23 protein-coding genes and 1 tRNA gene are annotated in these 20,214 nt (G+C 34.2%); 8 read left to right on the forward strand and 16 right to left on the reverse strand.

The genetic code is table 11. The features are described 5' to 3' along the window. Positions 1-50: 50 nt before the first annotated feature. From RHO14_06715 to RHO14_06725, 3 genes are read right to left on the reverse strand one after another with little or no spacing between them, the layout of a single operon-like run. A complete protein-coding gene (locus RHO14_06715) occupies positions 51-737 on the reverse strand; it encodes an ElyC/SanA/YdcF family protein (protein ID WVD70047.1) in 687 nt (228 codons plus the stop codon). A 10-nt stretch (positions 738-747) separates the two neighbouring features. Beyond that, on the reverse strand, positions 748-1,437 hold the full coding sequence (locus RHO14_06720) for a CidB/LrgB family autolysis modulator (GenBank protein WVD70048.1): 690 nt from the start codon (positions 1,435-1,437) through the stop codon (positions 748-750). Beyond that, complete coding sequence (locus RHO14_06725; protein ID WVD70049.1) at positions 1,437-1,892, reverse strand: CidA/LrgA family protein; 456 nt, start codon at positions 1,890-1,892, stop codon at positions 1,437-1,439. Before RHO14_06725 ends, RHO14_06720 begins: the two co-directional genes overlap by 1 nt. A gap of 232 nt (positions 1,893-2,124) precedes the next feature. Between RHO14_06725 and RHO14_06730 the strand changes: the two genes are divergently transcribed. The 3 genes from RHO14_06730 (at position 2,125) to RHO14_06740 (ending at position 4,534) form a co-directional block, all read left to right on the forward strand. Continuing rightward, positions 2,125-2,490, forward strand: a complete 366-nt coding sequence (locus RHO14_06730; protein ID WVD70050.1) for a YbaN family protein — start codon at positions 2,125-2,127, stop codon at positions 2,488-2,490. Between the two features lie 211 nt (positions 2,491-2,701). Next, a complete protein-coding gene (locus RHO14_06735; GenBank protein ID WVD70051.1) occupies positions 2,702-3,415 on the forward strand; it encodes a YoaK family protein in 714 nt (237 codons plus the stop codon). Positions 3,416-3,475: 60 nt separating this feature from the next. Then, complete coding sequence (locus tag RHO14_06740) at positions 3,476-4,534, forward strand: AI-2E family transporter (protein ID WVD70052.1); 1,059 nt, start codon at positions 3,476-3,478, stop codon at positions 4,532-4,534. Between the two features lie 74 nt (positions 4,535-4,608). Here RHO14_06740 and bcp read toward each other — a convergent pair whose 3' ends face one another. Both bcp and hemL read right to left on the reverse strand, forming a co-directional pair. After that, positions 4,609-5,082, reverse strand: a complete 474-nt coding sequence (bcp, locus tag RHO14_06745) for a thioredoxin-dependent thiol peroxidase (protein ID WVD70053.1) — start codon at positions 5,080-5,082, stop codon at positions 4,609-4,611. 29 nt (positions 5,083-5,111) lie between these two features. Further along, the gene (gene hemL / locus RHO14_06750; GenBank protein ID WVD70054.1) at positions 5,112-6,395 is read right to left on the reverse strand and encodes a glutamate-1-semialdehyde 2,1-aminomutase; all 1,284 of its coding nucleotides are present in this window, start codon (positions 6,393-6,395) and stop codon (positions 5,112-5,114) included. 203 nt (positions 6,396-6,598) lie between these two features. On the opposite strand from hemL, the gene erpA reads away from it, so the two are divergent. Further along, a complete protein-coding gene (gene erpA, locus RHO14_06755; GenBank protein WVD70055.1) occupies positions 6,599-6,937 on the forward strand; it encodes an iron-sulfur cluster insertion protein ErpA in 339 nt (112 codons plus the stop codon). 40 nt (positions 6,938-6,977) lie between these two features. Here the strand turns inward: erpA and RHO14_06760 are convergent, their stop codons facing one another. Further along, on the reverse strand, positions 6,978-7,493 hold the full coding sequence (locus RHO14_06760) for an N-acetyltransferase family protein (protein WVD70056.1): 516 nt from the start codon (positions 7,491-7,493) through the stop codon (positions 6,978-6,980). Between the two features lie 186 nt (positions 7,494-7,679). Here RHO14_06760 and RHO14_06765 point away from each other — a divergent pair, with 186 nt between their 5' ends. Then, the gene (locus RHO14_06765) at positions 7,680-7,940 is read left to right on the forward strand and encodes a DUF1289 domain-containing protein (protein ID WVD70057.1); all 261 of its coding nucleotides are present in this window, start codon (positions 7,680-7,682) and stop codon (positions 7,938-7,940) included. Positions 7,941-7,970: 30 nt separating this feature from the next. Here the strand turns inward: RHO14_06765 and RHO14_06770 are convergent, their stop codons facing one another. Beyond that, the gene (locus RHO14_06770) at positions 7,971-8,306 is read right to left on the reverse strand and encodes a zinc ribbon domain-containing protein YjdM (protein ID WVD70058.1); all 336 of its coding nucleotides are present in this window, start codon (positions 8,304-8,306) and stop codon (positions 7,971-7,973) included. Between the two features lie 149 nt (positions 8,307-8,455). Here RHO14_06770 and RHO14_06775 point away from each other — a divergent pair, with 149 nt between their 5' ends. From RHO14_06775 to RHO14_06785, 3 genes are all read left to right on the forward strand, one after another. Beyond that, on the forward strand, positions 8,456-8,695 hold the full coding sequence (locus RHO14_06775) for a zinc ribbon domain-containing protein (GenBank protein WVD70059.1): 240 nt from the start codon (positions 8,456-8,458) through the stop codon (positions 8,693-8,695). A 123-nt stretch (positions 8,696-8,818) separates the two neighbouring features. Further along, entirely contained in the window at positions 8,819-9,736 is a 918-nt protein-coding gene (locus tag RHO14_06780; protein WVD70060.1) for an SHOCT domain-containing protein, read from the forward strand. A 119-nt stretch (positions 9,737-9,855) separates the two neighbouring features. Next, a complete protein-coding gene (locus RHO14_06785) occupies positions 9,856-10,092 on the forward strand; it encodes a DinI-like family protein (GenBank protein WVD70061.1) in 237 nt (78 codons plus the stop codon). Between the two features lie 132 nt (positions 10,093-10,224). Here RHO14_06785 and umuC read toward each other — a convergent pair whose 3' ends face one another. From umuC to srmB, 9 genes are all read right to left on the reverse strand, one after another. Further along, positions 10,225-11,487, reverse strand: coding sequence for a translesion error-prone DNA polymerase V subunit UmuC (umuC, locus tag RHO14_06790; GenBank protein WVD70062.1), 1,263 nt, complete (start codon positions 11,485-11,487; stop codon positions 10,225-10,227). 1 nt (position 11,488) lies between these two features. Beyond that, entirely contained in the window at positions 11,489-11,938 is a 450-nt protein-coding gene (umuD, locus tag RHO14_06795; protein WVD70063.1) for a translesion error-prone DNA polymerase V autoproteolytic subunit, read from the reverse strand. A 181-nt stretch (positions 11,939-12,119) separates the two neighbouring features. Beyond that, positions 12,120-12,458, reverse strand: coding sequence for a hypothetical protein (locus tag RHO14_06800; protein WVD70064.1), 339 nt, complete (start codon positions 12,456-12,458; stop codon positions 12,120-12,122). Continuing rightward, complete coding sequence (locus tag RHO14_06805; protein WVD70065.1) at positions 12,458-14,200, reverse strand: DNA/RNA non-specific endonuclease; 1,743 nt, start codon at positions 14,198-14,200, stop codon at positions 12,458-12,460. Before RHO14_06805 ends, RHO14_06800 begins: the two co-directional genes overlap by 1 nt. 457 nt (positions 14,201-14,657) lie before the next feature. After that, positions 14,658-14,734, reverse strand: a tRNA-Val gene (locus RHO14_06810). Positions 14,735-14,887: 153 nt separating this feature from the next. Next, on the reverse strand, positions 14,888-16,282 hold the full coding sequence (locus RHO14_06815; protein ID WVD70066.1) for an MATE family efflux transporter: 1,395 nt from the start codon (positions 16,280-16,282) through the stop codon (positions 14,888-14,890). Between the two features lie 9 nt (positions 16,283-16,291). Further along, positions 16,292-17,614 (reverse strand): 30S ribosomal protein S12 methylthiotransferase RimO, encoded by a 1,323-nt coding sequence (rimO, locus tag RHO14_06820; GenBank protein WVD70067.1) that lies wholly within the window; start codon positions 17,612-17,614, stop codon positions 16,292-16,294. 284 nt (positions 17,615-17,898) lie between these two features. Further along, complete coding sequence (locus RHO14_06825; protein ID WVD70068.1) at positions 17,899-18,501, reverse strand: peroxiredoxin C; 603 nt, start codon at positions 18,499-18,501, stop codon at positions 17,899-17,901. A 160-nt stretch (positions 18,502-18,661) separates the two neighbouring features. Next, positions 18,662-19,966: an ATP-dependent RNA helicase SrmB gene (srmB, locus tag RHO14_06830; protein ID WVD70069.1), complete on the reverse strand. Its 1,305-nt coding sequence runs from the start codon at positions 19,964-19,966 to the stop codon at positions 18,662-18,664. Between the last annotated feature and the right edge of the window lie 248 nt (positions 19,967-20,214).

Raw genomic sequence — 20,214 nt, forward strand, 5'->3', positions numbered from 1 at the left:
TGATTAAATATTATATTTTTTTGCATAAAGATGCAATCTAAATTATTAGATTATTGAGCGGGCGAGGTAATATTTTCATCGAGTTTAGGTAAATCATCCGTTTCACGAACAATTGGTAACATTGGGCCTAAAAATTTTGGCTCTTTATTAAGAATATAAATATCAATAAATGCACTCATTCTAGCAAGCATTTCACGAATTCTAATCATTTTGATATTATTGGGTGTAGGTACGGCAAAGCACTTGGCATCGATTCCTTGAGATTGTGCAATAAACAGTGCTCGCTCGCAATGAAACTCTTGAGTAACAATTGTAAAATTATTTGCGTCAAATACTTTATTAGCCCGAATAATTGAGTCTAATGTTCTAAAACCAGCATAATCAAGTACGATAGCCGAGCTTGGAATGCCCGCTTTAATTAGATCTCGTCTCATCATTATTGGTTCATTATAGCTCATAAGCGCATTATCGCCGCTAAGTAATAAGTAATCGACTTTACCTAATTGATAAAGCTCAATTGCCCCATTGATGCGATTTTTATAAAAAACATTAATTCCACCGCCTTTGATATATTTTGACGTCCCTAAAACCACGCCAACCGAACTTGGTGGAATATCATTATAGTTATGGTAAATATAAGGCTCTGTTTTAAGGCTAATCCAACAATCCAATGAAAATATTGTGATTGTTGTAACAACCATTAAATAGAGAATATATTTAAGTATTTTTTTAAACATTAATTTACCTCTATAACCAATTATGTAGTGTTACAAGGATTGGGAATAGAAACGGGGCGGCTAATGATGTCATAATACCACATAAAACTAATGCTAAAGAGCTATAAGCGCCTTCATGATAATTTACTTCAATAGATCTTGCTGTGCCAACGGCGTGAGATACACTGCCAATAGCAAGTCCTCTTGCTGCAACGGTATTGATCTTAAATAAATTTAGCAATTGATGACCGAAAATAGCACCGAGTATGCCGACAACAATAACCGTTAATGCGGTAATTGATGGAACGCCACCTTGATTTTCTGAAACGGTTACGGCGATGGCTGTTGTTACTGATTTTGGTAAAATCGATGCCGCTACTTCAGGATCTGCTCCAAGCCAAAAGGCAATACATACCCCAGATATCATTGATGATAATGAGGCGATAAAAGTGATAAAAATAATCGATTTCCAGCGGGATTTTATTTGAGGGATCATTTCATATAAAGGATAAGCAAGAGCGACAACTGAGTAAGGCAGTAAATCATTAATCCAGCGGACATGATAAAAATATTCGCTGTAAGACGTACCCGTTAACAGTAAAATCGGAATAAGTATGATTGTCGATACGACTAAAGGATTAAATAACGTGCTTTTTATTTTAATGGCTAAGTGGCGCGTTAAGAAAAATATGATGATGGTTAAAGGTAGCATCCAAATCATTATTTTTGCTCCTGATTGACATCGGCAGGATCATTTATTGGGGGTAAAGAGCGTGAGTGTAGATGCTGAGTTAGCCAGCCAATAAAGAGCATAACGATAAATGTGCTGGCAATACTTGCAACTAAAATCGGTACCCAGCTTTCAATTAAATAAATATAGTTGTCCATAATTCCCATCGCAGCAGGAATAAATAAGATTGTCATATAACGCATGAACAAGTTGCAGCCATTACGGATCCATCTAGATGGAATTAGTTGAAATACCAACATAAAAAACAAAATCAATAAACCAAGAATACTTCCTGGGATTGTAATTGGTAAAAGTGTTGAAATAAAATTACCAACCCATAGGCAAATAAATAAAATAAGAAAACTGCGCCCATAATTAAATGTAGTATAGTAAAGGGAATATACGCGATGACGCATTGTTGCATGACGAGCTAAAAAATGTTTCATGGTTAGTGGCTATTATGTTATCAAGAAGCAATCTTTATTGACATTATCATACGCGTTTATCTGCTTTTTGACAAAATGAATGTAATAAATAATTATTTTTTATCATCACATTATTAGATATTTTTATTTATTTGTAAGTAGAGACTGCAATAAAACCATTTATGCAATATAGTATATAACCAAAATTGGACAATAAATTATAATCCAAGATTAACAAAAGGCTGTATTTTATATGAAAAAAAATTTATTTATGGTGCTTGGCTTTTTATCCTTTTTTTTAGGAACCATAGGTATTTTTTTGCCATTATTGCCAACAGTGCCATTTTATTTGTTAACCGCTTACCTTTGGATGAATAGTTCAGATAAATTACATCGATATCTGGTTAATTCTAAATATTATCAAAAATACGTTCAGCAAACATTAATTGAAAAGAACGTAACCCCTAAAAAATTATTCAAAATGTTATTAGCGGTATTTATTGTATTAATGATCCCTTTTATTTTGTTTAACTCTTTACATGTACGAATCATATTAGCAATTGTATTTATTGCTCATATTATCGGTGGCTATTTATACTTTATCCGTAAACCTCGTTAGGTTTATAACAATCATTTAATCATTGAATTTTCACTATAATGATACCTTACAACAAAAAAATAACGAAAAAGCACTAATATGACTTATTAATAGTGCTAATAATATAAAAAGTAATTCGTGATTTTGACAATTAGTGATATTGGGTAATGTTAAATTGAGTATAATATTAATTCGCGTATAATTGCCTGTTATTTTGTAATATTGATAATTCATGTCTATGATTCACTTAACTGATAAAAACTCTCCTCTACATGAAAAATTAGAAATTGGCCTATTATTAGCGGTAGTTGGCGGTTTTTTAGATGCTTATTCATTTTTATGTTATGGCGGGGTATTTGCTAACGCTCAGACGGGTAATATGGTATTACTGGGCGTAAGTCTTATTAACGCCGATTATATTAACTTTTTTCATTATTTAATCCCCATTATTGCTTTCTCTTTTGGTATTTTAATGACGGAATATTTATTGAAATATCTGTCAGGTAGTTTTTATATTTGGGTACTTATTACTGAAATTATCATTTTATTTATTATTGCATTTTTACCCGATAATACGCCACAAGTTGTTGTGACTGCTGCAATTTCATTTATGTGTTCAATTCAAATTGGTAGCTTTCGTAAAATATGTGGAGCGCCTTATACTAGTACTATGTGTACTGGTAATCTTCGCTCGGCAATGGGATCACTCTTCCTCGCTATTTCAAACAAAGATAGTCACTCTTTAATACAAGGTTTACGTTACTTATCGATTATTTTATTTTTCTGTATTGGCGCGGCTATTGGTGCCATCTGTGTTAATTGGTGGGGAAAAATATCAGTATTACTTTGCTGTTTGTTATTTTCTATATTATTACTACTTATTATTCGAGATCTGATTTACATCAAACGTAAACAGCAACAATTAAGTGATGCTATTAATAAATAGAGACTAAAATATGTTAATCATTTAATATAGATAATATTTTTTGTTAGCGTGAGAAAAAAGATGTTAAAAATATTTATGGATTGGTATCGTCAGCGATTTAGTGATCCTAATGTCGCCTCATTAATTATCGTCATTGTTTCTCTTTTTATCGTTATCTACTTTTTTAATCAAATTTTATTACCGGTAATTGTATCTGTCGTTCTCTCTTATTTACTTGATACACCTGTTAAGTATTTAAATAGAAAAGGGCTGCCAAGAACGTTATCGGTTATTATCGTACTCTTACTCTTTATTTCAATCGTATTACTTAGTGTGATGATTTTACTACCATTAATTTGGCAACAAGGTGTCAGTTTAGTTCGAAATATTCCTTCCATGTTGACATTTTTAAATCAGTTTTTAACAACGTTACCACAAAAATTCCCTGAACTTATTGATGTTGGATTATTTGATTCATTAATTCAAAGCATTAAAGATAAAGTCGTTCAATCTGGCAATTCTTTATTGCAGTTTTCAATTGTTTCTATCTTTAGCTTACTTTCGGTTATTATTAATGCAGTATTAGTTCCGATTATGATGTTCTTTTTACTAAAAGATAAAGAAAAAATTTGGAATTATTGTTCTAAGATTTTACCTAAAAATAGAACGATTATTAATAAAGTTGCCAGCGAAATGGATAAACAAATTGGTAATTATATTGTAGGTAGTGTGCTACACATCATTATCTTATTTATTTTTTCCTATGTTGCATTTTGGTTTTTAGGCTTAGATTATGCTTTATTATTAGCGTTTATTGTTGGCGTATCGGTGATTATTCCTTATGTGGGTATTATTATTTCAACCATTCCAGTGATTTTAGTTGCTCTATTTCAGTGGGGATTAAGTACAGAGTTTGCTATTCTTATTGCCGTTTATATTGTGATACAAATGCTTGATGGTAATGTAACCGTGCCTTTGTTATATTCAGAAAAACTCAATCTTCATCCTATTGTGATAATTATTGCGGTACTGATATTTGGTGGATTATGGGGATTTTGGGGAATATTTTTTGCCATTCCGCTTGCAACGTTAGTCAAAGCAATTATCAACGCATGGCCTAAAAGTGTACAACAAAGTTAATGTCGCGTATTAATAGCGAGTTATATTTATAAAAAAAGAGCTAGTTAGCTCTTTTTTTGATTTTATCGATTTATTTATTGATGATCTTTTAAGTAATTCAATACTATTTCATGATGATTACTGGTTTTAAAATCATCGAAAATATGCTCGATTTTACCGTCTTTACCAACTAAAAAACTTATGCGATGAATACCATCATAGGTTTTACCCATAAATTCTTTTTCACCCCATATACCAAATTTTTCGGCAATTTCATGATTTTCATCAGAAAGTAGTGTGAAATTAAGTAATTCTTTTTCAGAAAAACGTGATAGTTTTTCTGTTTTATCGGTACTAATACCAATAATTGCAACATTATATTTTTTGAAATCATCTAAATGATCGCGTAAGTTACATGCTTGCACTGTACAACCTGGTGTCATTGCTTTTGGATAAAAATAGATCAAAACACGTTGGTTGTTAAAATCAGTAAAGCTAACTTCTTCACCATCTTGGTCAGGCAGTGTAAATTGTGGAACTTTTTCGCCTACTTGAAGTGGGGTAATCATATTAATTATCACCTATTATAATTATTGAGTTATTTAAGTGTTTTAAAAAAACGATTTGCAGCATCGATGGTATGATTAATCTCCCGATCGCCATGCGCAAGTGACATAAATCCGGCTTCAAAAGCAGATGGTGCAAAGTAGACGCCTTCAGTCAGCATATGATGATAGAATTTATTGAATAATTCAACATTACTTTGCATTACATCAGCGTAACTGCTGACTTCTTCTACAGTTGTAAAAAATAAACCAAACATTGCGCCAACATGATTAATAACTAATGGTACATTATTTTGTTTAGCAACATATAAAAGTCCATCGGCAAGTTGGCTTGTTAAACTATCTAATTGTTGATAGATCCCAACATCATTTAATAAATTTAGCGCAGTATAGCCAGCAGTCATTGCGATAGGGTTGCCCGATAGCGTTCCTGCTTGATAAATCGGCCCAATAGGCGCTAATTGCTGCATAATATCAGCTCGTCCACCAAATGCACCAACAGGCATTCCTCCACCGATAACTTTACCTAAGCAGGTTAAATCAGGTGTGATATTGTAATAATCTTGTGCGCCACCAAGTGCTACTCGAAACCCAGTCATGACTTCATCAATAATCAGTAGTGCTCCGTATTTATCACATAAATTTCGTAGCCCTTGTAAAAACTCAGGTTTAGCTGGAACGCAGTTCATGTTACCGGCTACTGGTTCAACAATAATTGCTGCAATTTGATCGGGATATTGTTCAAAGCTTTTTTTCACCGATTCAAGATCATTATAATCACACACTAGCGTATGTTTAACAAAATCAGCAGGAACACCAGGCGATGTTGGGTGCCCGAAAGTTAGTGCGCCAGATCCTGCTTTTACTAATAAGTAATCAGCGTGACCATGGTAACAACCCTCAAATTTAATAATTTTATCGCGGCCAGTAAATCCTCTTGCAACGCGAATAGCGCTCATTGTCGCTTCGGTGCCCGAGTTAACCATACGGATCATTTCAATTGATGGCATGATGCTTGTAACCAAATTGGCTAATTTTACTTCCATTTCAGTTGGTGCGCCGTAGCTAAGTCCTTTATGGACAGCATGACAAACTGCACTCGCAATTTCAGGATGATTATGACCTAATATCATCGGTCCCCATGAACCGACATAATCAACATAGGCTTTATTATCAACATCATAAATATAAGCACCATCAGCTTTTTCAATAAATAGCGGCGTTCCACCAACACTATTAAATGCTCTTACCGGCGAGTTAACACCGCCAGGCATGACTTGATTTGCTTGTTCATAAAGGGATTGTGATTTATTCATTGTTGATTCTCATTACCTAATTAGAATGTGTATTTATTCATAAATTGAATGAAAATTCAAGCTCCCAAATAAGCAATTTTACTGATTGGTTTTATTTGTAATTTGATATTTAGTCCTGATATTAATTGTAATATAATAAATCATTATTAATATTTTCTGATTTTGTGAATTTTTTTCTTTGCAAATAAGAGTAGGAGAAAGCAATGAGTGATACATTACCATTAGTGTTTACTGATGCTGCAGCGAATAAAGTTAAATCATTAGTTGAAGAAGAAGAAAACCCGAACTTAAGATTACGCGTATATATTACCGGCGGTGGATGCAGCGGTTTTCAATACGGTTTTACGTTTGATGAAAAAATGAATGACGATGATTTAACCATCGAAAAAAATGGGGTTGCCTTAGTTGTTGATCCAATGAGCCTTCAATATCTTGTTGGTGGTACGATTGATTATGTTGAAGGATTACAAGGCTCACGTTTTGTCGTTGATAATCCAAATGCAACAACAACGTGTGGCTGCGGTTCATCATTTAGTATCTAACGCTTTTATCTCCTGCAATTTGTTGCAGGAGAATCTCTTTTTAAGCTGTAATTGCTTTTCCTAGTATCACTAAGTCTCGCTTAATATCATCAAGCTCTGCGATATTTGGTAGATGGCCATATTTGCTATAACCTAATTTTTCAAATAACGAGATGCTAGGCTGATTATGCGCAAAAATAAAACTAAGTATGGTTTCAATCTTATTTTTTCGGGCAAATTGTTCTACTGCCATAACTGCTTGTTGACCTATTTTTTTGCCACGAAACGCTTGATGAATATATAAGCTTAATTCAACCGTCTTAGCGTATGCTGGCCTACCATAAAACGTTGATAAACTTATCCAGCCACATGGCTGATTGTTATATTTAATTAACCACAATGGCCTTGTTTGGGCATTATGTGCATTAAACCATTCTAATCGGTCATTAACGGTTATTGGTGATGTATCTGCTGTTACCATTCGACTGGCAATCGTTTGATTATAAACTTCAACAATAAAAGGTAAGTCAGTTAATTGTGCATCAGCAAATATTATTTCATCAGCGATATTATTCATATTAAATTGATATTGTTTACGAGTGATATTTAATATTATGCAGTCAATTTGCCTCGTTGTGAATAACTAAAAAGCGTTCTAAAGTAAAAAGATCCGCGTGATAATTTCTTGTATAAAAAAACATCAAAAAATAATTTATTTGTGTATACTGTACGTTATTTTAACCGTTACTGCGACTTAAGCATAATGTCACAACAAATCGAAATTTTCACTATACCAAGTCCGTGTAAAAGAGTCTGCGAAACGGATAAGCAAGGTTATTGTTTAACTTGTTTTCGTTCTCGTGATGAACGCTTTAGTTGGTTAAAATTCTCTGATGAGCAAAAGCAAAATATATTACGACTTTGCCGGCAACGGGCGTTAAGGAAAAGATATTTTGAGTATCAACAGCAACAAAAAGCGGTATTGCAACAAACTAACGATAGTGAGCAGCTTGATTTACTTTAATGCTGATTAAACCAGCATTAAATAATAAGACTAGGCTTTTTTTACGAAACAGGCTTTTAGCATTATTTTCATGCCATCAACTTTACAATCTATTTCATGATCACCTTCAACTAAGCGGATCCCTTTAGCTTTAGCCCCTTTTTTTATTACGGTAGATGAGCCTTTTAATTTTAGATCTTTAATTAAGATAATATCGTCACCATCAGCTAATAAATTACCGTTGCTATCTTTCACTTGTAATTCGTCTTCAGTTGAGGTTGCTGCTTGTTCATCCCATTCATGAGCACACTCAGGACAAATATAGAGTGTACCATCATGGTAAGTATGTTCTGATTGGCAAATAGGGCAATTTGGGATTGAGTTCATGTATTAAGCGTTCCTTGATTATGATAATTTTCCAAACTATAGCAAAAAATCGAGATTAAGTCATGTGATCAACAAATGAAGATCATATTGAAAATTTTTTTTACGAGTAGTAGCATTTAAATGCTCGCTTACTTTTATTTGGAATAAACATGAAAATGTGCATTGCCTGTGGTATGCCGATGACCCAAATTGGTGATTATCCTCTATATGATATATCTAAAAACTATTGTAAATATTGTGCTCATACTGATGGTACGATGAAACTTTTCGATGAAAAATTAGCAGAATTAACCGCGCATTATATAAAAATTCATCGCATGGATGATATTATTGCTAAACAAACAGCCTATGTTATTTTAAAAAAACTTCCTGCTTGGAAGCGTAAATAACATAAGAGGGCATTCATTGTTGAGCGATATAGTCTATAAATAAAGGCGATATAAGATGAAATATTGATTGGCTGCTAAAAATCATCTATCCTAGCGGCCATCTTAACTTTATCTAATGTTGAAATGAAAAAAATACTATTAATTGTTACTTTTGCATGCATTTTTATCTTTCCATCACATGCTACAGAGCAGCATGATTCTAGCGCCTTAGCTAGCATGTTTCAAAGTGAAAGTAGCCAATCAAACACCGAAATTCAATCACAACAACAGAGCTCACAAGCAGAAAACGAAAAAAGTAGCGGCGGATCTTCTTTCATCATTATTGTGATTATAGTCTTGGGCGTTTTTTACTTTCGCTACCGTAAAAAACGTAAACTAATTACAAAAGGATTTTATAAACAAGCTAATTTTTACTGTGATAAAGCATTCATTAATGATTTATTAAAAACGGCGATTGCCGTTGATGAAAGAGGTCAGCGCCTTTGTTTTTTCAAAAACAATGGAAAATACAATACGGCTTATCAAGTTGTTGAGTCGATGGATATTATTTCAGTTCAACTACTTGAAGATGATAATGTTATTGCTGAAACATTAAGAACGTATGACAACAGTGGGCCACTAATTGGCGGACCATTATTTGATGATATAGCAAGATCTATTGATAAAATTTCAGCAAATAGCAAAGTACAAAAAATCTTACTGCGAGTATTGGTAAATAGTTCATATAATGGTTGTTGTGAAGTTTTAATCAGTGGCAAAAAGGTTAATAAAAACAGTAAAAAATACAGAAAGATCATGAATGATGCAATTGATTGGTACAATATTGTGGCTATGTTGATGCAGCGTTTTAATGATAGTCATTACTATCAAATGCCTGAGTCAAATATCAATACAAACAAATATACAAATACATATGCAAACAGAAATACTAATGGCATAACATCGATTGCCGATGAACTGCAAAAGCTATACGAATTAAAAGAAAAAGGTATTTTAACGGAGCAAGAATTTGAGACTCAAAAAAGAAAAATACTTAATTAATTGATATCGATGAAAGCAATAATGCTACTGTAAAAAGTAGCTTTTTCGGACTGGATTTTATTGCATATTATTTAAAATAATTTATACTGTTTTTTTGTACAGCTTATTTTAAGGTTACTATGCTTCGAGTTGATATTTTATTGTCTAAAGACGATAACGTTCCCCCCAAAATTATTGATGCACTGCAAATTGAGTTAGAAAAACAAATTGTTTCTCTTCATTCTGATGCAATCGTTCGAGTGCGGGTGAGTTCAAGTAAAAATATAGATGTTTCGGGATGCACTAAAGAGGAAAAGCAAACGGTGCTGGCAATAATAGAAAATGTATTTACCTCTGAAGATTGGTTACCCGAATAAATATTTCACGGTTATTGCATGGTAAAAGAAAAACAAGGTTGAGTACTTATTAGCTTTAAAAATAAGTAAACAACGGTATCGATTAAAATAGCCTAATAACTTGCTTATTTAGTTAGTCTTATCAAGACTAAATTAAATTTTAACGTTAGCAATATCATTTATTCTTGTTGTATAAGAAGGGGATAATTGATCTTGTTTCATATGCCACTTTCCTTGCGTTCCTTGTGATGCAAAAAATAATGGACTGTATCTCGATTTATTAATCGTATCGATAACTTTCATTAATTTCTCATTTCGCTCTTTAGAGTGATAATCAGAAAATAAATGATACTGGTTTATCTCGATATCACAAAAATCATTAAGAATAACCCCCGCCTTTTGGTAGTGCTTATTATCTGCCCATATTCTTTTTAAAATCTTTTCTGATGTTTGTAATAACTGACGAGTATCATTGGTAGCAATTATTTTTTCTGACGAATAGTTAGAATAATACTGCTGTTGAGCAAATGGGCTAGTTTTAATAAAGACCGTTATATTTTTACAATATTGATTATCTTCTCGTAATTTTTCAGCTGCTCGCGCAGTATAATTGCATATGGCCTCACGCATAATATTATATTCAGTAACTTTCAGCCCAAAAGAGCGTGAGCAGATAATTTGTTTACGAGGCGGCGCAACATCTTCAAGCATTAAACATGATTCACCATTCAACTCTCTTATTGTTCTTTCTAGCACAATATTAAACTTTTGACGTGCTTCGTATGGTGATAGATTTGATAGATCTAAGGCGGTCTGAATATTTAGTTCATTTAACCGTTTTGATAATTTGCAGCCAATCCCCCAAACCTCGTTTACTGGGGTTATCGACATCAGTTTTTTTTGTCGCTTTTTATCTGACAAGTCAACCACGCCGCCGGTTTTTGCCCATGTCTTTGCTGCGTAATTTGCTAATTTAGCGAGTGTTTTAGTTTGGGCAATGCCAACACCAACAGTTAGGTGAGTATATTGATTAACTGTTTTTCTAATTGTTTGCCCAAGTGTATAAAATGAGCTGATATGATCTAATCCCGAAATATCACAAAATGCTTCATCAATACTGTAGATTTCAAGATAAGGAACAAGTGATTCAATTGTATCCATTACTCTATTTGACATGTCTGCATAAAGAGCATAATTGCTACTAAAGACATGGACATTATTTTGCTTAATAAATTTATCACTAAGTTGAAAATAGGGATGACCCATTTTTATACCGAGTTTTTTAGCTTCTTGCGACCGAGCAATCACACATCCGTCATTATTGCTTAATACAATGACCGGTAAGTTTTTCAAATCTGGGCGAAATACCTTTTCACAACTTGCATAAAACGAATTAACATCTACATGAGCAAACATATTAAGCCTTATGTATTATATAGGTCACGACGCCAAAAATTTCGAGATCATCACCATTATCAATTTCAATAGGTTTAAAGTTATCATTCATAGGACTAAGCATTATTTTAGGTTTCAGACAAAGTTTTTTAACTGTAAAATCGCCAGCGATACAAGCAATAACAATATCGCCATGGCATGGTATTTTAGCCGAATCAACAACAAGTAAATCGCCATCGCTGATGTGCCCATCAACCATTGATTCACCTGATGCTTTTAATAAATAAGTTGCAGAGGGATGTTTTATCATTAATTCATTCAAATCTATACGCTTTTCAATAAAATCTTGTGCAGGACTTGGAAAACCAGCGGCAACAGATTCGCCAAAAAAAGGCAAAGTAATCGCTTCATAAGTTGAATTACTAATAATCGGAATAAAGGCTAACGAATTTAATTTCTTTGTACTGTTCATTTATACAGTATATTGTTTTTTTTAGGTTAAATAAATACCTAAACCAGGTAGTTTTATGAGCATTATGAAAATTAATAATGTATGAGAAAATTTTATATTATTGAAAATAATCAAAAGTGTAGTAAACCATTAGGAGGGATTACCGATCAAACATAAACTAAGGCGACATAAGTCGCCATCTTTACTCTTCAATAAATGGCTCATATTTAAATTCGATATTAATTTTAGCATTTTCGATATCAACAGTTACAATACAACCTACCCAAATAGGATTGCCGTTTGTAAGATTATTATCAATAGTATATTTTTTCAATTCTAGCATTGCAGAAAACAGATCATCTCGAGCTTGTGAAATAGGTCTATAGCTCTCACTTTTATCAAAAAAATCCGTAGAGTTAAAGGTATAAGTACCAACATCATTGCTCTCAGATATTTCAATTTTTGCAATAATTTTTTTACTATCATTTGGTGAACTATTAATTAAAATACCACCAATTTTATTGTAAATATCATTTTTCATTATTTTGTTCCTTGTGGCAAATTATAAAAATCTTTATATATAGTATCTTTTCCATCAATAGAATAAGCAACTTCAAATTTATATGGACGAATATCATTACCTTTGTAAAGCGGTTCGATCGTAGTTTTAACTGTTTTCCCCTCTTGTAATGCTTTAGCCCATGTATTTTCCATCTGTTTCCACGCACCGCGATTAAGATTAGCGTTCATTGGTATCATGTTAATTTTTTCACCTGAGCCATTTAGTATTGACGCGATTAGATGACCACCTTCGTCGCCATCAATACCTTGCTTACCTGCCTTTAATTGCTGATAAGTGTTTCTATCTAGTGTATCAAGTTTAAGTTCGGCTTCAACCTGTTTTAATCGTCCTATGTCGTCAGTGTGATATATTTTATTGCCATCGACTTTATATATTTTATTTGGTTCTGGATTGTTTAGGGTTTTATTCCACTTTCCTTTACTGCCAGATTCGGTTTCGATGGTGACAACTTCAAGCTTATAATGAACTTGAGTTTTAACATCGGTTACCATTCGCTTAATTCTAGCATATTTTAATGCACGTAATGAATGAGAGAAAGGCTCAATTAATGCGCCAATCATTGCGCCTTCTAATGCGTTTTTCAACCGTCCCTCTGCGGCGCTATCGTCAGGGCTGGCCTTTAAATATTCGGTAACAGGATTTTTTAACTCATCGAATGATTCAACAAGGTTTGATAGTCTCTCTTCATGTGGTGCAAAGACAGCAAAATCAGCAACACCACCCGCAATCATACCTCGAGTTAGCGTCCCCATTTTTTTTAGCGGCTTGATAATTTTAAGTGCTCTTGAGGTAGGAAGAAAACCCACTAAAAACTGACTAACACCATGAGCAAGCGCACCAGCTACCGTTTCGGCTTCGGGCACTTTCCCAAACTGGATAGGATTGGGTGGACTTTCGCCTTCAGGTGCTTTTTCAAATTTGGCAGAGCTGAATTGTCCGTCGTTAAAATCGACTTTAATCGCCTGACTAAATGGTGAAATATCCCAAAGTAAATCCGTTACCGACTGCCCAGCATCAACAATACCACCCCATATTTGCAGGGGCACATCATAGTACCAAGGGCGATACTCTTGCTTTTTATCAAACACAATATCCACATATTGCGCGTTAACAGGTAAATCAACATACGCATAGCCGTTACTATCTAACGTGCCTTGCTTAACAATTTCCCGACTACCGTTATTAAATAAGGTAAACGGTTGATTCGGTAAATCTTTAACAGTGATTTCAATCCAGTTATCTTCTGTACCATACCTTGCAAGTTCACAGGCTTTTACTTCTTCTGGGGTTAATCTACGGGCGATTTTATTACTAGGCAGCTTTAGAAAGTTATTTTCTGGTGCCATCATTCCCGAACAGGGGTCAACTGGCATATCAATTAAGATAGCGCGCTGCGATGTTAGTGCGTCTTTGAGTGCCTGACTAAATTTAATATCATCTTTGTTGTAGGTATTTGTACCGTAATATAAACCAAGCTTTTCGAGAGTGGGGTAAAGGTTTTTACACTGGTCTTGATTTTTAACACAGTGTTTAACAACGTCGTCCATTTCACTACTATAGCGATAACGGACAGGTTTCAATTTAGTATAATCAACAATACTTCGAGGGACTATAGAGCTGCGAGGGAAAAGCGAATTATCATCAATCGGTTGTTGTAATTCTTGCCACTGCCTTGTGGTCATTAATAGGTAATATTTCATCACGGTTTATTATTATTGTTATTTTAAATGAACTATAACGATAATCTATTTAAAGCATTCAAGCAAGGTTTAATCACACAAAAACTTAACATGTTAAATCGCATCAATTAGCTATTTAAACACAGCTATTTCAATTGTCATTTCATCTTTATACATAACCTTACTGCTTTTTTCTGTTACATCGATAATATAGGAATCATCGCTTATAACGTCATTCTCATTGTATTGAAATCGAATATAGGTAGTTGTTTTATGTAGTTGATTGTGGTCATGTTAAGCTCATGTGTTCTATTTATGATACATGGGTTTAATTTTGATTAAATTAGTGGAATAAGTCAGTGCGAGGTAGGGTAAATAATTAAAACATAAAAATAAAATTAGTCGTGAGTTTTACCACAAGATAATAAATAAGATAAATAAAAAGTATTGCAAACTATTAGAGGGGATGGGTTTAAAATGGTACGCCCGAGTGGACTCGAACCACCGACCCCCACCATGTCAAGGTGATGCTCTAACCAACTGAGCTACGGGCGTATAAGACAGAAAGAATATTAACGTTGTTCGTTGATTCTAGCAAGTAAAAAAATTAAAAATAGCTTGTTTTTTATGCCACCAATGAGCGGTTGATTATAAAACAACCAAATTGGTGCAATTGACGGCTTTATCTTTACCTTAAAATTTATACTATTATTTAGATGCTTGTGCCAGTATTTTATCAACGGGTTGCTTTTGAATATAAATCATACGCGCGATTAATAAAATAGCCGCAAATGATAAGCCAACGATAATACCAACCCAAAAACCAGCAACGCCCATAGGGTGGGTCGTTATTAGCGTCGTAAATGATAATATATAACCTAATGGCAAGCCTATAACCCAATAGGAGATTAACGTAATATATAAAATACTTTTGGTGTCTTTATAACCACGAAGCACGTTGCTTGCGGTAACTTGCAAATAATCAGATAACTGATAGATTGCAAGTAAGATAATTAATTGCATGCATAAAATCGTAATCACACTATTATCGGTAAACCAAGCAATCAGTATCGACCTAAATAACACAAGCATAACGGCAACGGCTAGGGCGCTTATTATGGCAATGGTTAAACTGATTCTAGCGGTTTGTTTCGCTAATTCTGGCTTTTTATTCCCTAACAAATAGCCAACACGAATACTCGTTGCAACGCCTAATGAAAGAGGGATTGCAAATGTCATACTGCTGATGGTAAAAATAATTTGATGAGACGATACCGCTTCTTTACCTAACGGCGCAATCATTAAGGCAATAATAGCAAATAAGCTCACCTCGAAAAAATAAGCCAATGCAAGAGGAAGCCCAAGCACCATAATTCGTTTAATAATGCTTTGATGAAATAGCTGAGTAAAGGGGGTTTTTTTTATATCTTTTTGACTACCAGCAAATAGAGTAAAACATTTTATTAAAATAAACATTAACCAAAAGATAATCGCCGCTGTTATTCCGCAGCCAATGCCACCAAACTCAGGAAAACCTAATTTACCATAGATAAGTACATAGTTAATTGGAATATTAGCAACTAAGGCAATAAACATAATAAACATAGCAGGTTTAGTATTAGAAAGGCCTTCACATTGAAAACGATAGACCAAATAAAATAAGAAACCAGGTACGCCCCACATGATTGATCGTAAAAAATGAACTGCAACATAAACCATTTCAGGATCAATCGGATTTTCAATACTACTACGTAGGGCAATTAATTTATCTGAGTTATATAAAAATGCCATCATAAAGATGGATAAAATAGTCGCAATCACTAAGCCTTGACGAGTATGATCGGCAATTTGCTCTCGTTTAGCTGCGCCATTTAGATTTGATATAATAGGCGTAAGGACTGAGAGTAGACCTTGCCCAAACAAAATTGTAGGTAACCATATTGATGCGCCGATGGCAACGCCAGATAGTGCGGTTGCACTATAATGGCCAGCCATTATCGTATCGACAAAGGTGATCCCAGTTTGCGCAAGCTGAGCGACAATAACTGGGATTGCCAATTTAACAATGATATTAACTTCTTTACGATAGGCTTGTTTTATCATATCTGCGAGTTACTTACTTACCGTGCCCCAAAGATCATATTCATCTGAATGCTCAATTTTGACATCAACGATATCGCCAACTTTAACTGAAAACTCTTCATTTAAATAAACAACGCCATCAATTTCAGGAGCATCAGCCATACTACGGCCGATCGCGCCTTCTTCATCAACTTCATCAATTAAAATCGGTAATGTTTTTCCAACTTTATTGGCAAGCTTTTCTGTTGAAATCGCTTGTTGTAACTGCATAAATTGATGAAAACGTTCTTGTTTAACATCTTCAGGTATTTGATTTGCTAAATTATTAGCTGCCGCGCCTTCGATTGCGCTATAGGTAAAGCAGCCAACGCGATCAAGTTTAGCTTCATCTAAAAAGTTTAGTAACATATCAAAATCACGATCAGTTTCGCCGGGATAGCCAACAATGAATGTTGAACGTAGCGTAATGTCAGGGCAAATATCACGCCATTTATGAATACGCTCAAGGGTACGTTCAATAGAACCAGGCCTTTTCATTGATTTTAAAATAGTTGGGCTTGCGTGCTGCAAGGGAACATCGAGGTACGGCAGTATTTTTCCGTCAGCCATTAATGGGATCAAGTCATCAACATGTGGGTAAGGGTAAACATAGTGTAACCTAACCCATATACCTAATGATGATAGTTGTTCACTCAGAGTTTGAATATCACTTTTAACAGGCATACCGTTCCAAAAACCCGTTCGGTTTTTAATATCGATACCATAAGCAGACGTATCTTGAGCAATAACTAGCAATTCTTTTACGCCACTATCAGCAAGTCTTTTCGCTTCATCAAGCACATTACCAATTGGCCGGCTAACCATATCACCGCGTAACGAGGGAATGATACAAAATGTACATCGGTGATCACAGCCTTCCGAAATTTTCAAATAGGCATAATGCTTTGGTGTCAATTTAACACCTTGAGCAGGAATTAAGCTTGTATAAGGATCATAAGTTGGTTTTGGTGCGTACTTATTGACATGGCTTAATACTGCCTCATAGCTATGAGGGCCCGATATTTCGAGTACCTTAGGGTGAATTTTACGAATTTGATCTTCTTTTGCGCCAAGGCACCCAGTAACAATTACTTTGCCATTTTCGTTAAGTGCTTCACCAATAGCTTCAAGTGATTCTTGTACCGCGCTATCAATAAAGCCGCAGGTATTAACAATAACAAGATCTGCATTATCATAGCTAGGTACAACTTGATAGCCTTGGGTTCTAAGTTCAGTCAGTATTCTTTCTGAATCAACTAAATTTTTTGGGCAGCCAAGGCTGACAAATCCAATCGTAGGAGAAATATTAATCATAATTAAATTATAGTATAAAAGAGTAAGTTGTTAAAAATCAATTGATTACAGATGTGATTATTGTTGCGTATTTTAGCATATAAAACGGCAGTTAACTAATTATTTCACCCTGTATTTTTATGCGTTAAATTGGCAAAGTGAGTTTTAAAATTAGACTAACGATAATCGTAATTTTTTTACGCTATAATGATATGTTACAACAAAATAATAACGAACTATTAAAGCCGGTTTATAATAAAAAAAACCGGAAATTAATTTCCGGTTCTTGCAATATTGATTAAAAATTATAGGTCGTTAGCGTGCTGTTTTAAGAAGCTTGCAACGCCATCTGGGCTATCTTTCATTCCCGCTTTACCTTTAGTCCATTGTGCAGGGCAAACTTCACCGTGTTCTTCATGGAATTGGAAAGCATCAACAATACGTAACATTTCATCGATGTTACGACCGATAGGTAAATCATTTACTGTTTCGTGACGAACGATGCCAGATTTATCAATAAAGAATGAAGCACGTAAAGCAACACCAACATCAGGATGTTCAATACCGTAAGCTTGCATAATAGTATGTTTAACATCAGCAATAATAGGGAATCTTACTTCACCAATACCACCTTTGTCTTGTGGCGTTTTACGCCATGCGTTATGAACAAATTCTGAGTCCATTGACACACCAATCACTTCAACACCACGTTTTTTAAATTCTTCTAAACGGTGATCAAAAGCAATGATTTCAGATGGGCAAACAAACGTAAAGTCCATTGGCCAAAAGAAAACAACCGCATATTTACCTTTAGTAAAACTTGAAAAATTGAAATTATTAACAATTTCACCATTACCTAATACTGCAGATGAAGTAAAATCAGGTGCCTTGCGAGTAACTAATACCATGGTACGTCTCCTTAACTATTCTATATTATATTTGTACGATTTTATAAAAACATTATTATTAACGATATCTAACTTATAAATCTGAAAGATGTAGCTATTATAACGTTCAAATCAAATTATCAAACATGGTAAAAACAATTGTTTGTATAAGTTATAACTATTAAGTTTTGCTTATTGATAATTTTTTCTTTGGTTTCCCAATGTTTTTAGTATCGCGTTCCCGTACTTTTTTCTTCTTCACTTCTTGGTTTTTTTCATTTTTCTTCGTCTTAGCTTTTTCTGATATTTTTTTCTTTTTACTGACGGCTGGAGCCTTAGTTTTCGGTCTTAACTCATGAACAATACGTAGCTTTAATGGCTCTTTGATATAACGTTCAATTTTTTTCAGTAAATCATAATCATGAGCTTCAACTAATGAAATCGCTGTACCTTTTTTACCTGCTCTTGCCGTGCGGCCAATGCGATGTAGATAAACATCAGCAGTTTTTGGCATATCAAAATTAAATACATGGCTAATGTCGTCAAAATCAAGTCCTCTTGATGCAACGTCAGTTGCAACTAAAATGTTGACCGTATTATTCGCCATGCGCTTAATTGCCTCATTGCGTTTAGCTTGTACCATTTCACCCTCTAAGTAACAGGTGCGAATTTTGGCATTGTTTAACCAAGTCACTAATTCATGAACACGTTCACGCTTGCGAACAAAAATGACGCTTTTTGTTACATCGTCTTGTTTTAATAAATGAATTAATAATGCCGTTTTATGTTCAATATCATCAGCACGATAATAAAATTGTAAGATTTTTTTACGTTCTTTACGCGAAGGATCCGCTTTGATTTCAACTGGCTCTTGTAAAATTCTTTGGGCAAACTCATGGACATCATTTCCTTCTAATGTTGCCGAAAATAGAAGAGTTTGAGTTCGCCAGCGTGTTTCTGCTGAGATCGTTTCGACGTCTTGGGCAAATCCCATATCAAGCATACGATCTGCCTCGTCAAGAATAAGCATTTCAACTGCATGGCAATCAAAGTTTTCTTCTTTGATATATTGAAGTAGGCGACCCGTTGTTGCGATAACGATATCTTGATTTTTACTAAATACTTCAGCGTGATTCATATAGGCAACGCCGCCTGTAATCGTTGCAGTACTTAATGAGGTAAACTGGGTTAATAATTTAGTTTGCTCAGCAACTTGCATCGCCAGCTCTCTTGTCGGCGTTAAAATTAAAACGCGCGGAGGCCCAGGTTGGCGACGAGGAAAGTCGAGTAAATGCTGCACTGCTGGAATTAAATAGGCTAAGGTTTTACCTGTTCCCGTTGGCGCAGATCCTAAAATGTCACGATTATCAAGTGCATAAGGAATAGTTTGCGCTTGAATTGTTGTCGGCGCAGTAATGTTTTGCAAGCTAAGTGCTTTTAGAATTAGCTCATTTAAATCAAAAGATGAAAAATCATCGGTAGTCATGTTAAGTTCACAATTATAAGCAAAGTGTCAGTGTAACATATTTGTTGGATTTGTATGAGAGTAATTGATCGATTTAAAATTCAAACAGTTATCGAATTAGGTGCGCTGAATGCTTGGTGTTACTCATTATTTATTGTTTATAATCAATAAATAATGGTTATAATAATATCTATTTCGTTATATTGATAAAAATGTGATAGTGAAATAAAATATCGATGATGCATGAATTGGCTATTTTACTTTTTTGA

The sequence above is a fragment of the Orbaceae bacterium lpD04 genome, assembly GCA_036251935.1.
GTDB classification, from domain to species: Bacteria; Pseudomonadota; Gammaproteobacteria; order Enterobacterales; family Orbaceae; genus Orbus; species Orbus wheelerorum.

Coding starts and splice junctions, on each gene's coding strand:
- RHO14_06715 (WVD70047.1), bottom strand. CDS start 737: ATGTTTAAAAAAATACTTAAATATATTCTCTATTTAATGGTTGTTACA.
- RHO14_06720 (WVD70048.1), bottom strand. CDS start 1,437: ATGATTTGGATGCTACCTTTAACCATCATCATATTTTTCTTAACGCGC.
- RHO14_06725 (WVD70049.1), bottom strand. CDS start 1,892: ATGAAACATTTTTTAGCTCGTCATGCAACAATGCGTCATCGCGTATAT.
- RHO14_06730 (WVD70050.1), top strand. CDS start 2,125: ATGAAAAAAAATTTATTTATGGTGCTTGGCTTTTTATCCTTTTTTTTA.
- RHO14_06735 (WVD70051.1), top strand. CDS start 2,702: ATGTCTATGATTCACTTAACTGATAAAAACTCTCCTCTACATGAAAAA.
- RHO14_06740 (WVD70052.1), top strand. CDS start 3,476: ATGTTAAAAATATTTATGGATTGGTATCGTCAGCGATTTAGTGATCCT.
- bcp (WVD70053.1), bottom strand. CDS start 5,082: ATGATTACCCCACTTCAAGTAGGCGAAAAAGTTCCACAATTTACACTG.
- hemL (WVD70054.1), bottom strand. CDS start 6,395: ATGAATAAATCACAATCCCTTTATGAACAAGCAAATCAAGTCATGCCT.
- erpA (WVD70055.1), top strand. CDS start 6,599: ATGAGTGATACATTACCATTAGTGTTTACTGATGCTGCAGCGAATAAA.
- RHO14_06760 (WVD70056.1), bottom strand. CDS start 7,493: ATGAATAATATCGCTGATGAAATAATATTTGCTGATGCACAATTAACT.
- RHO14_06765 (WVD70057.1), top strand. CDS start 7,680: ATGTCACAACAAATCGAAATTTTCACTATACCAAGTCCGTGTAAAAGA.
- RHO14_06770 (WVD70058.1), bottom strand. CDS start 8,306: ATGAACTCAATCCCAAATTGCCCTATTTGCCAATCAGAACATACTTAC.
- RHO14_06775 (WVD70059.1), top strand. CDS start 8,456: ATGAAAATGTGCATTGCCTGTGGTATGCCGATGACCCAAATTGGTGAT.
- RHO14_06780 (WVD70060.1), top strand. CDS start 8,819: ATGAAAAAAATACTATTAATTGTTACTTTTGCATGCATTTTTATCTTT.
- RHO14_06785 (WVD70061.1), top strand. CDS start 9,856: ATGCTTCGAGTTGATATTTTATTGTCTAAAGACGATAACGTTCCCCCC.
- umuC (WVD70062.1), bottom strand. CDS start 11,487: ATGTTTGCTCATGTAGATGTTAATTCGTTTTATGCAAGTTGTGAAAAG.
- umuD (WVD70063.1), bottom strand. CDS start 11,938: ATGAACAGTACAAAGAAATTAAATTCGTTAGCCTTTATTCCGATTATT.
- RHO14_06800 (WVD70064.1), bottom strand. CDS start 12,458: ATGAAAAATGATATTTACAATAAAATTGGTGGTATTTTAATTAATAGT.
- RHO14_06805 (WVD70065.1), bottom strand. CDS start 14,200: ATGAAATATTACCTATTAATGACCACAAGGCAGTGGCAAGAATTACAA.
- RHO14_06815 (WVD70066.1), bottom strand. CDS start 16,282: ATGATAAAACAAGCCTATCGTAAAGAAGTTAATATCATTGTTAAATTG.
- rimO (WVD70067.1), bottom strand. CDS start 17,614: ATGATTAATATTTCTCCTACGATTGGATTTGTCAGCCTTGGCTGCCCA.
- RHO14_06825 (WVD70068.1), bottom strand. CDS start 18,501: ATGGTATTAGTTACTCGCAAGGCACCTGATTTTACTTCATCTGCAGTA.
- srmB (WVD70069.1), bottom strand. CDS start 19,966: ATGACTACCGATGATTTTTCATCTTTTGATTTAAATGAGCTAATTCTA.